The organism is Micromonospora musae, assembly GCF_003626635.1.
GTDB classification, from domain to species: Bacteria; Actinomycetota; Actinomycetes; order Mycobacteriales; family Micromonosporaceae; genus Micromonospora; species Micromonospora musae.
The window spans coordinates 620,406-630,441 of record NZ_RAZT01000002.1 but is presented as its reverse complement, the minus strand read 5'-3'; the positions used below and the strand labels follow the sequence as shown (position 1 = coordinate 630,441).

General features: G+C 71.2%; 9 protein-coding genes and 5 tRNA genes. 7 read left to right on the top strand and 7 right to left on the bottom strand.

From position 1 onward, the window contains the following. Positions 1-131: 131 nt before the first annotated feature. Both D7044_RS05865 and D7044_RS05860 read right to left on the bottom strand, forming a co-directional pair. Positions 132-713 (bottom strand): TIGR03086 family metal-binding protein, encoded by a 582-nt coding sequence (locus tag D7044_RS05865; RefSeq protein WP_120676833.1) that lies wholly within the window; start codon positions 711-713, stop codon positions 132-134. Positions 714-783: 70 nt separating this feature from the next. Further along, positions 784-1,386 carry a TetR/AcrR family transcriptional regulator gene (locus D7044_RS05860; RefSeq protein ID WP_120676831.1) on the bottom strand — a complete coding sequence of 201 codons (603 nt, stop codon included), beginning with the start codon at positions 1,384-1,386 and terminating at the stop codon, positions 784-786. Between the two features lie 277 nt (positions 1,387-1,663). On the opposite strand from D7044_RS05860, the gene D7044_RS05855 reads away from it, so the two are divergent. The 3 genes from D7044_RS05855 (at position 1,664) to D7044_RS05845 (ending at position 1,933) form a co-directional block, all read left to right on the top strand. After that, positions 1,664-1,736: transfer RNA gene (locus D7044_RS05855), tRNA-Gly, on the top strand. A gap of 34 nt (positions 1,737-1,770) precedes the next feature. Continuing rightward, positions 1,771-1,841, top strand: a tRNA-Cys gene (locus D7044_RS05850). A 17-nt stretch (positions 1,842-1,858) separates the two neighbouring features. Beyond that, a tRNA-Val gene (locus tag D7044_RS05845) sits at positions 1,859-1,933 on the top strand. A 123-nt stretch (positions 1,934-2,056) separates the two neighbouring features. Here the strand turns inward: D7044_RS05845 and D7044_RS05840 are convergent. Continuing rightward, positions 2,057-2,992, bottom strand: coding sequence for a hypothetical protein (locus D7044_RS05840; RefSeq protein WP_147434593.1), 936 nt, complete (start codon positions 2,990-2,992; stop codon positions 2,057-2,059). A 520-nt stretch (positions 2,993-3,512) separates the two neighbouring features. On the opposite strand from D7044_RS05840, the gene D7044_RS05835 reads away from it, so the two are divergent. Further along, positions 3,513-4,151, top strand: coding sequence for a YceI family protein (locus D7044_RS05835; RefSeq protein WP_233563105.1), 639 nt, complete (start codon positions 3,513-3,515; stop codon positions 4,149-4,151). A gap of 29 nt (positions 4,152-4,180) precedes the next feature. Here D7044_RS05835 and D7044_RS05830 read toward each other — a convergent pair whose 3' ends face one another. Beyond that, positions 4,181-5,152: an ArsR/SmtB family transcription factor gene (locus tag D7044_RS05830; RefSeq protein WP_120688203.1), complete on the bottom strand. Its 972-nt coding sequence runs from the start codon at positions 5,150-5,152 to the stop codon at positions 4,181-4,183. 73 nt (positions 5,153-5,225) lie between these two features. Between D7044_RS05830 and D7044_RS05825 the strand changes: the two genes are divergently transcribed. Beyond that, positions 5,226-6,044: an isocitrate lyase/PEP mutase family protein gene (locus tag D7044_RS05825; RefSeq protein WP_120688202.1), complete on the top strand. Its 819-nt coding sequence runs from the start codon at positions 5,226-5,228 to the stop codon at positions 6,042-6,044. Between the two features lie 99 nt (positions 6,045-6,143). On the opposite strand, the gene D7044_RS05820 is transcribed toward D7044_RS05825, so the two are convergent. After that, the gene (locus tag D7044_RS05820) at positions 6,144-6,431 is read right to left on the bottom strand and encodes a DUF6458 family protein (protein WP_120676821.1); all 288 of its coding nucleotides are present in this window, start codon (positions 6,429-6,431) and stop codon (positions 6,144-6,146) included. A gap of 151 nt (positions 6,432-6,582) precedes the next feature. On the opposite strand from D7044_RS05820, the gene D7044_RS05815 reads away from it, so the two are divergent. After that, positions 6,583-6,655, top strand: a tRNA-Gly gene (locus D7044_RS05815). Between the two features lie 52 nt (positions 6,656-6,707). Continuing rightward, positions 6,708-6,782, top strand: a tRNA-Val gene (locus tag D7044_RS05810). Positions 6,783-6,920: 138 nt separating this feature from the next. On the opposite strand, the gene D7044_RS05805 is transcribed toward D7044_RS05810, so the two are convergent. After that, the gene (locus D7044_RS05805) at positions 6,921-8,249 is read right to left on the bottom strand and encodes a hypothetical protein (RefSeq protein ID WP_120688201.1); all 1,329 of its coding nucleotides are present in this window, start codon (positions 8,247-8,249) and stop codon (positions 6,921-6,923) included. 13 nt (positions 8,250-8,262) lie between these two features. Continuing rightward, complete coding sequence (locus D7044_RS05800; RefSeq protein ID WP_120676817.1) at positions 8,263-9,831, bottom strand: hypothetical protein; 1,569 nt, start codon at positions 9,829-9,831, stop codon at positions 8,263-8,265. Positions 9,832-10,036: the final 205 nt, after the last annotated feature.

Sequence of the window (10,036 nt, the reverse complement as noted above, 5' to 3'; positions counted from 1 at the left end):
GGCCCGGTGGCCCGGTGGCCCGGTGGCCCGGTGGCCCGGTGGCCCGGTGGCCCGGTGGCCCGGTGGCCCGGTGGCCCGGTGGCCCGGTGGCCCGGTGGCCCGGTGGCCCGGTGGCCCGGTGGCCCGGGGCTTCAGCCGGCCGGGGTCCAGCGTGGATCGCGACCGAAGGCGGCGATGAGGCGGTCCTGATCGTCGGCGTCGGCGGGCGGGTCGACGCCGGGGTGGGTCAGCCCTGCGCTCTGGTAGTCGCCGACGTGCGCAGTGAACCACCGCGCGCACTCCCGCACCGCGTCGGTGTCGAGCCGGGAGTCGTCCCCGATGGCGACGGTCAGGTCCCAGCCGTGGACGAGGTGCTCGGCGAGGAGTTGGTGCAGGTACTCCGAGGCCGGGACGTCACCGGCGGAGAGGTGGACGGTGCGCTCCAGCGTGCCGGGGTGGAAGGCGGCGATCTCGGCCTGCGACGCGGCGTCGCGGGCGGCCGCGATCGGCTCGTCCCCGAGTTGGTCGCCGTCGAAGCGGTCACCGACCTCGGCGATCGTGCGGCCGGCGAGCAGCGGGACGCTCCACCGGGCCTCGCCGACCACATGGTTGACCAGTGTGCGGACGTCCCAGTCCGAGCAGGGGGTTCGCGCCGACCACTGCCGGGGGCTGACCCGCTCCACCCGGTCGATGAAGTCGGCCAGGCTGCGGCGATAGCTCTCCAGCAGGTCCATGCCGCCGATTGTCCCGGCCGTCGGGTGTAACCGAGCCCGTTTGCCCGGTCTCCGGCGCCGGAGGGTTCGGTCAGTCCAGCTCGGCCGGGTCCAGGCCGAGCTCCCGAGCGGTGAGCAGGCGGACCCATTCGGTGAACTGCCGCCGGGAGATCACCCGATCGTGGACAGCCAGCTGCACCGCGAGGCCGTCCATCACCGCGCTGATCCGCCAGGCCGCCCCGGCCGGGTCGGCGCACTCGAAGGTGCCGTCGCGTACCCCGTCGGCGATGATCGCGGCGAGATCCTCCCGCCAGCGCAGGTCCAGCCGGCGGGAGACGCGCTCCAGATCCGGTGTACGCAGCGACTCCGACCACCCGTCGATCCACATCGGCCAGGAGGTCGGGCGTCCCGCAGGGGCGTAGAGCTTCAGGATCCGGCGCAGCTTGGCCAGCGGTGGGCTGGGGGAGCTGACCACCGCGTCCAGGCGGGCCAGGTCCTGCTCGACCGCGTACTCGAAGGCCTGGGCGAGCAGCCGTTCCTTCGTGGCGAAGTGGTAGAAGACAAGCGCCTGGCTCACCCCGGCGGCCTGCGCGACGTCGGCCGTACGGGTGTTGGCCAGACCGCGTTCCGCGATCACGTCGCAAGCCGTGCGCAGCAGGGCATCCAGGCGGATCTCGGCCGCACGTCTCGTCACGACCGTTACCGTAACCCATCCGGATGAACACAAGCAGTTATGATCGAGTGGCTTTCGGCCTGTCAAAGAGTCGGAATGCGGACAGTTCGTCGATGTTCTGTAACATCGGGGAGTGAGCCAGTCTCCTAGGAAGCTCTACGCGATGCGGCCTTCCGGCTCGGTCCTGGCCGAACCGGTCAAACGGGGTGCGGACGCGCCGAGTCGGCACCCCGAGTTGGCAACCTTTCATCGCCTCGGCTAGAGTTCTCATCCGTCACCGGGAAAACGCCGATGACACGCGGACGTAGCGCAGCTGGTAGCGCATCACCTTGCCAAGGTGAGGGTCGCGGGTTCGAATCCCGTCGTCCGCTCGGAGCTGCCGCCACGCATGACGGGGGCAACCTCGGTGGGGTGGCCGAGAGGCGAGGCAACGGCCTGCAAAGCCGTGTACGCGGGTTCAAATCCCGTCCCCACCTCGGTAAGGCACAGACTCGGGCGATTGGCGCAGTGGGAGCGCGCTTCCTTGACACGGAAGAGGTCACTGGTTCAAACCCAGTATCGCCCACCAGCTTTCCGAACAGACAGAACAGCTCGTCACCGATCATCGGTGGCGAGCTGTTTCGTTTCCTGCCCCCGCCCGGTAGCGCAGCTCGGCGGCGCTGGCGCAACCCGGTGGCCGCGGGCGCGGCGGTCAGAGCTTGGGAATGACCGCCGCGATCGAGGTCGCGAGGAGCGGGCCGATGATCACCAGCCCCGACTGGAGCTCGCTGAGGCTGGTGCGGTTGACCCCGAGGATCTCCTCGAGCTTGATCCGATCCTCCGCCGCGGTGATCAGGTCGGCCTTCGACACATGCGCGATGTCCGAGAACTCGTCCACGTACACCTGGCAGCGCCGGCGCAGCAGGGTCGCCGAGGGTATGTGCATCAGCGCGATGAGGATCGACCCGGCGGCGCCGATGACGAGCGCGGTGGACTGGGGGATCGTCTCCGAACTGCCCCAACCGACCGAGGCGGCGCCGATCAGCACCAGTACGAGCAGCAACGAGCCCATCATCTGCAGCACCCGCGTGAGGATCCGGCGTAGCCGCATCAGTGCGGCGAGCTGCTCGCCGGGGGTGCCGGCGAGACCGCGCATCGAGATGATCCGCAGCCCGGCGAGGGTGGCTCCGGCCGGCAGCGCCCCGAGGATGACGATGCCGAGGAAGACTCCGAACCGCCAGGTCAGTCCGCGGCCCAGGATGGCGTGCGCGGCGGCCACCGCGCCGGCCACGAGCAGGAGGAAGGCCAGCACCGACGAGACGATCCGGCGGATCGGGACGTGCTGGATCTGCTGAAGATCGTGCCAGCGGGCCACGCCCGAGCCGATTGTCGATCCGCTGAGCGCGCCGAGCAGCCCGGCGGCGGACGCCCACAGCAGCCACTCGTTGCGGGACTCGGGCAGGAGCCGGTCCGGGCTGGTGTACGCGACCCCGAGCGCCGCAGCCGCGCCGGCCATCATCATCAGGGTGCGCACGACGCGCGGCCAGCCGGCGAGACCCAGCGGACGCGGTGCGGTCACCGATGGGGGTGTGGACGGCTCCGTCGGGGCGGGGGGCGTCGGCGCGACAGGCGCCTCCACGGCGGTCATGGCCGGGGACTCTAGTCGATCTCCCATGCGGCAGCCGTCCCGTGGGTGGCGGCGGGAGTCGGCGTGCGGCTTCTCCGGGGTGCCCCGTACCGGCCGGCGGACGCCCCGCGCCGGCGGTTGATCTGTCGCAATTGCTGACTTTCCCATAACTGCACCACGGCAATTAGTTGTCGCTCTCCCGTGAGATTCTTCACGCCGGTGAACCGCCTCCGGTACGGAGAAAAGCGGGGCCGAATCGAAACCGGTCTCCTTGCTGGTGGCGCCGAGTCGGCCGGATTCCCCGCGCCACCAAGGGATTTGTCGTCCGCGGGGCCGGGAAGGGCCGTTCGGTGTCGGTTGTCAGCCACTCGTCGCCATCAGTTCGACACGCCTGGACGTGAATTCGATACGCCTTATTCTGAGCGCTCGGGGGAGGCGTCCGCAGGCCTCGCGGCACGTGACGACGAGCGGCCAAGCGGACCCGAAGGTCAGGGAAAGGCACGAAACGATGACGGGTCCAGCCACGAGGGTGTGGAAGGGCATGACGATCCCGGCCGCCGGCAGCTACCAGCTCGACCAGGCACACAAGCGGATCGGTTTCGTGGGCCGGCACATGATGGTCAGCCCGGTGCGCGGCGAGTTCACCGAGGGGAAGGCCTGGATCGTCGTCGACGAGGATCCGCTGCGCTCGTCGGTGATGGCCAGCATCCGGTCGGCGAGCATCGTCACCGGGCACGACGAGCGGGACGTGCACCTGAAGAGCCCCGACTTCCTCAATGTGGAGCGCTACCCCACGCTCGAGTACCGCAGCACCGGGATGATTCCGCAGGACGAGACCGACCCGATCTTCTTCTGGGCGCGGCTGCGCGGCAACAACCGCCTCCTCTCGCGCCGGGGAGGGGTCGAGGTCGACCCACCGCCGGTTCGCGCCTCCGGCCGGTTCGTGCTCACCGGTGAGCTGACGATCAAGGACATCACCCGCCCCGTCGACCTTCAGGTGGAGTTCGGCGGTACTCGTACCGACCTCTCCGGGCAGGAGATCTTCGGGTTCACCGCGACCGCCGAGTTCGACCGTGAGGACTACGGCCTGCTGTGGAACGTCGCCCTGGAGGGTGGCGGCGTGCTCGTCGGCAAGAGCGTCCGGATCGAGATCGCGGCCGAGGCGATCCGCCAGTCCTGACGGCGCCTGTCCACAGGAGTCTGCCGGCGTCAGCGGGAGGCGGCGAGCAACGCCTCGGCGACCTCCGTGCGTGTGCTGAGCAGCAGCCGACCGCGCCGTTGCGTCACCACCAGTCCGGCCGCGCGTAGCACGGTGAGGTGCTGGGACACCCCGCCGGCGGACATTCCGGTACGGCGGGCCAGCTCGGTGGTGCTGAGCGGGGCGGCGAGTTCGGCCAGCATTCGGGCCCGACCGCGGCCGACCAGCGAGGCCAGGGCGTCCGGGGCGGCGGCCGGGAGTTCCCACACCGCGCCGATCCCCCGGGCGGGGTAGGCGAGCTGCGGGGTCTCCCCGGCGGAGATGCTGAGCACCGACGGCCAGACGAACACCGACGGGACCAGTACGAGGCCCGGGCCCTCCTGGACGTCCGGGGCCAGGCAGTGCCGCTGCGCGATCAGCAGGGTGTCGTCCTCCCAGCGGACCTGCTGGTGCAGGTCGTTGAGGAGCGCGGCGGCGCCTCTGTCGGCGAGCAGGCGGGCGCGGGCGGTGACCTCCGCGTCGAGCAGCGCCCGGATCCGCGCCCAGTCCGGCGCCAGGGCGATCCGCCAGTACGCCTCGATCTCCTCGGTCAACCGGCGTAGTCCGGACTCGGGGTCGTCGTGGAGGGCGGCCACGGCCGGGCCGGGCGTTCCGGGGTAGAGGTCGAGGTGCGCGCGGACGGTTTCGGCGCTGGTGTCGCGCAGGGCGGACAGTTCGGTGGCCAGGTCCGGGTCGAGGCTGGCGGCCGGCGGGGTGAGGAAGTCCGCCAGGTAGCCGGGCGGGGCGGGTACGAGCTGCCAGAGCAGGCCGCCGTCGAGCCCGACCTCGGCCAGTCGTGGCCGTACCCGGCGTGCCCAGGGCAGGTGGACGGCGTGGTCGCCGGGGTCGCGCAGCACCCGGAGGCTCGCGACGACCTCCCAGAGGCAGGAGACGGCGAACCGGATGCGGGCGACGGCACCTGCCGACAGGCCGATCGCGACCACCTACACCTCCCGATGGATTCAGCTGGGACTAAAACAGTACTGCGGCCGGTAGGGCGGGGCCGAGACTTGCCGGGTGAGTGAACACCGCATCCGAGCTGAACTCTTCCGATCCCTGCACACCCCCGGGTCGCCGCTGGTCCTCGTCAACGCCTGGGACGCCGCGAGCGCCCGGATCGTGGCGGCCGCGGGGGCCCGCGCCGTGGCCACCACCAGCGCCGGTGTCTCCTGGAGCGTGGGCGCCCCGGACGGGGACGTCCTCGGCCGTGACGCGGCCGTCGAGGTGGTCCGCCGCGTGGCCGCCGCCGCGGGGTCGCTGCCGGTCACCGCGGACATCGAGTCCGGGTACGGCGCCACGCCGGCGGACGTCGCCGAGACCGTACGGGCGGTCATCGCCGCAGGCGCGGTGGGCGTGAACATCGAGGATGCCCGAGGCGAGGGCGGTGCGCCGCTGCGCGACGTGGCCGACCAGTGCGTCCGGGTCGCGGCGGTCCGGGCCGCGGCCGACGAGGCCGGTGTGCCGCTGTACGTCAACGCCCGGGTCGACACGTTCCTGGCCGGCGCGGGTGGCCTCGACGAGACGGTGAGCCGGGCCGGGGCGTACCTGGCGGCCGGCGCGGACGGCGTCTTCGTGCCGGGCGTCATTGACCCCGGGACCATCCGTGCCCTGGTCGAGTCGGTGTCGGCGCCGCTGAACGTGCTGGTCGGGCCGGGCGCCCCGGTGGTCGCCGAGCTGGCCGCGCTCGGGGTGGCCCGGGTGAGCCTCGGCTCGTCGGTGGCCGAGGCCGCGTACGCGGTGGCCCGCCGCGCGGCCGACGAGGCGTTCGGCGCGGGCACCTACGGGGCGCTCGCCGACGCGATCGACTACGGCGCGTTCAACGAGTTGATGCGCTGACGGCGCGACCGGAGCGGGCCGACCCGCTCGGCTTGAGGGGGTCGGCCCGCGAGGTGCCCTGGCCCGCGCGGCGAGGCAGGTCGGTGGCGGCGTCCGGCGTCACAGCGGCGGGGCGACGTCCCGGCGCTCCTCCACGCGGCGGTACTGCACCGGCTCCTCGACGCGGCGGTACTCGACGGGCTCCTCGACGCGGCGGACCGGCTCGTCGGCGGTGACCACCTGCCGGCGGCGGCCCCAGATGAGTGTGGTCATGATGAGGCCGAGCACGCCGGCCGCCATGAGGATCCAGCCGACGACGTCGAGGTCGATACCGCCGATGTTGGCGTCGAGTGCGAAGGTGAGGATCGCGCCGACGGCGATCAGGAAGATGCTGGTTCCGATACCCATGACAGCCCTCCTTCTGGCGGGACGTGATGCGCTGTCGGGTGCCTCAGTACCCCACTCCCGGACGGCGCAACCACGCAACGGCCGGGTGCCGCGTCGGCCGATCTTGGGATCAGGTAGAGTTCACCTCGTCGCCGGCGTTCGCCGGGGACGTGCGGACGTAGCGCAGCTGGTAGCGCATCACCTTGCCAAGGTGAGGGTCGCGGGTTCGAATCCCGTCGTCCGCTCGCAGATTCGCCTGACGGACGCCGCGGTGTTCCGGGCCTGGGCGGTCACCACGGGCGATTGGCGCAGTGGGAGCGCGCTTCCTTGACACGGAAGAGGTCACTGGTTCAAACCCAGTATCGCCCACCAGCTTCAGCAGCGGTTCCACGGCTCGTCACCGGTATTCGGTGACGAGCCGTACTGCGTCCGGGGCGTTGCGTACGCCCTCCTCGCGGTCGTGGTCCTCCCCGCCGGGCGGGAAGGACCACGACCAGTGGGGCCCGAGGCTCAGGGCACGATGCGGACCGGCCCGCAACCGAAGAAGGTGAAGGTGCCGGCCGGGACGGCGAATTTACCGATCAGGCAGCCTTCGGTGTCCCCGGTCGTGAAGCCGCCGTCGCGGGCCCGGAAGTGCAGCACGGCGTCGAGGTCGGCGTCACGGGTCCGCTCGTCGAGCTCGTAGCTGCGCTCGTCGTGCCGCCGGTCGTGCGTCTCGGCGCCGCCGCCACCGCCGAGCACCACCGTTCGGTTCCCGAAGCGCGCCGTCGTGGCGACGACGGTCCGGGCGTCGAAGGCGAGCGGGTTTCCGTACTCGCCCGCCGTCGTGGTGAGCACCGCCAGGGGCGCGTTGTTCCCGCCGGCGCCCAGGTTGATGCTGTTCGGGTCGCCGCCGGGCTTGATGTTGACGGTGACCGGCACCGCGCAGTCGATGGTGTGGGTGGTGGATCGGGTGTTGTTCGCGGCCACCAGGTCGACGTCGGCCGCGTGGACGGTCGCCACCGTCGAGGTGAAGGTGACGGTGTGCTGGCCGGGGGTGTCGCACCGCACCGTCCACTGGTCGGATTCGGTGACGTCGGCGTTCACCGCGACGCCGGGCAGCGTCGCCGACTGGGTGGCGGGCGTCACCGTCACCCCCGGGCCGGCCGCCGCGGTGGTGGTGAGTCCCACGTCGGCCGGGCCGTCGGGGCCGTTGTTGGTCACGACGGTCTCGACGGTGATCGTGGCGTCCGCGCCGACCAGGCCGATCGGCGGCGCGGCGGAGACGGTGACCGCCTCGACCGCGAGGTCGGCCCGGAGGCAGTCCTCGTCGTCGGGGCTGGCCAGGCAGAACTCGTGGATCGCGGCGGTGAGGTCGGCCCGTACGATCTCGTCGGCGGCGGCGATGTCGGTGACCACGATGGTGGTCGCGTCCCGGTCGAACGGGGCGATCCAGCGCCCCGACGCCTGCGGGTTGAGCCGGCGGGTCTCGCCGCCACCGGCGGCCTCCTCGCCGAGCTCCCACATCGGGTGCCAGTCGTTGAAGGTCCCGATCAGGCCGGCCTCGCCGAGGACGTCCACCTTGGACAGCGGTGGCGCCCCCAGGTGCGAGGGGGCGCGTTCGTCGACGACCTCGATGTCGATGACGGTGGCGTTGGCCCGACCGTTGAAGGAGACCCGTACGACTATCGACTTGGCCTCGTCCGCGGCGGCGTCGGCGGCGAAGTCGGGGATCGGTTGGATCGTCGGATCGTTCGCGGGGTCCGAGAGGGCCGGGGCCCCGGCCCAGAGCGCCCCGCCGACCGCGACCGGTAGCAGCCACCAGGCCAGCCGGCGGCGCGAGTTGGTTGTCCTGCGCATCGTCCTCATCCCCTCAGCACTTCGCGCCGCGGCACTCGGCGAAGTACCACTCGATGCGTCTGGTGTCGGCCGCCTGCGCGGTGGTGTTGTCCACCATCAGGTCGTTCGAGGCCGGGTCGGAGACCGACCAGTCGAAGTCGTCCCAGTTCTCGATCTCCTCCTCGAACTCCCGGCAGTCCGAGGCGGTACGGCCGAGGTCCGGCGCGTCGTCCGCGCAGTCCTCCGGCTCCTCGTACACGTTCGGGAAGACGTCCTGCTGGTAGTAGCCACCGTCGCAGCAGTACTCGTCGGCGAGCCCGAACGGACGGTGCCCGGACTCGTGGCGGATCGTGTTGAAGCTGTTGTTCTCGCCGGAGAAGACGTTCGAGCCGCCCATGGCGCAGTCGCGGAACGAGTCGACGTGCACCACCATCACGCTGTCGGCCCAGCCGGAGTCGGGTACCTCGTGGTCGCAGCCGTCCTCGGCCGGGTCCGCCTGGCCGGTGCCGACCTGGAGCCAGAAGTTCATCGCGTCCTGGTGCACGAGGAACGGGTCGTAGCTGTAGAACGAGTTGTAGATGATCTGCTGTACGTCCGCCTGGAACTGCGGGTCGGCGGCGCCGCTGTAGTCGTCGGAGTCGCCGACGAACACCCAGTCCACCCGGCTGTAGGTGCTGCCGGTGTAGAGCACCTGGATCTCGTCGCCGGCTCCGGCGGTCGCCGCCACCGACCGCCACCCGGTGAAGATGGGGACGCTGGCGTCGATGCCGCGGCAGCCGTAACTGAAGCTGCCTCCGCCGGTGATGGTGTGGTTGTACGTCAGGGTGAGCGAGTTGGAGGCGCTCGTCCGGGGTGCGGTGCGGTCGTTGACCCAGATCTCCAGCGTGTCGGCGCGGGTCGGGGCGAGCGCGCCGTCGAGGAACTCCGCGGTGATGGTGACGGTGTCGCCGACCTGCGGGAAGAGCGGTGTGTGCAGGCATCGGATCCGGATGCCCGGGGCGGCCGGGGGTTCGGTGACCTCGACCCGTAGCCGGACGGAGGCCGACTCGTCCGGCGTTCCGGTGCTGGTGAAGACGCCGCAGCCGCCGTTCAGGTCGCCGGTCACCGTGCAGGCGTTGAGGTCGAGTGTGAAGCTCAGTGACTGGTCGGTGTCGTCGTCGTTGTCCGAGGGGTCGTCCGGGTCGTCGCCGTCGGGGTCGAGGTCGGCGAGGTCGTCGTCGAAGCGGAGGAAGCCGTCCTCGTCGCGGATCTCCAGGTAGATGGGGACGGTGCCGCTCGAGAGGGCGACCTGCTTGGAGAACTCCCAGTTCGGTTCGATCGTGTAGGTGTCCTCGAACGGGTCGGTCGCCGGGGTGTCCTCGTTGTTGAACGACTCGCCGGCGATCTCCACGTAGCTGTAGAAGTCGGGGTTCTCGCCGAAGTCGTGGCCCTCGACGCGTTCGACGGTCACCCGGACCGTCATGTTGAGATCGGCTGCCGCCGCCGGGCTGCTCAGCACCAGGACGGGCAGTAACGCGCTGACGAGAACCGGGACGACGGGTATCGCCCCCAGACGTCGTCGCCAGCCCACGACGGGCTCGGCGGCGTGCACCACTGTGGTCATACGGACCTCATTCGAGCAGGTGGCCCGGATCCCGGGTTCGGGCTGCCGACGGGAAGAGTGCCTGGTGGGACGGGCAGGCACGTCGGAGCGTATGCGTCGGGTGACCGGAGCATTCCGTACAGTCAGCTACTCGATAGGCGCACCGGCAGGGGTGCGGACGGGCGGTGGACGGGCCGTCGACGTCCGCCGTGGAGGGCGGGCCGGT

What these genes read in the sequence shown, in the direction of transcription:
- D7044_RS05865 (WP_120676833.1), bottom strand. Translation starts at nt 713, where the DNA reads ATGGACCTGCTGGAGAGCTATCGCCGCAGCCTGGCCGACTTCATCGAC.
- D7044_RS05840 (WP_147434593.1), bottom strand. Translation starts at nt 2,992, where the DNA reads ATGACCGCCGTGGAGGCGCCTGTCGCGCCGACGCCCCCCGCCCCGACG.
- D7044_RS05835 (WP_233563105.1), top strand. Translation starts at nt 3,513, where the DNA reads ATGACGATCCCGGCCGCCGGCAGCTACCAGCTCGACCAGGCACACAAG.
- D7044_RS05820 (WP_120676821.1), bottom strand. Translation starts at nt 6,431, where the DNA reads ATGGGTATCGGAACCAGCATCTTCCTGATCGCCGTCGGCGCGATCCTC.
- D7044_RS05805 (WP_120688201.1), bottom strand. Translation starts at nt 8,249, where the DNA reads ATGCGCAGGACAACCAACTCGCGCCGCCGGCTGGCCTGGTGGCTGCTA.
- D7044_RS05800 (WP_120676817.1), bottom strand. Translation starts at nt 9,831, where the DNA reads ATGACCACAGTGGTGCACGCCGCCGAGCCCGTCGTGGGCTGGCGACGA.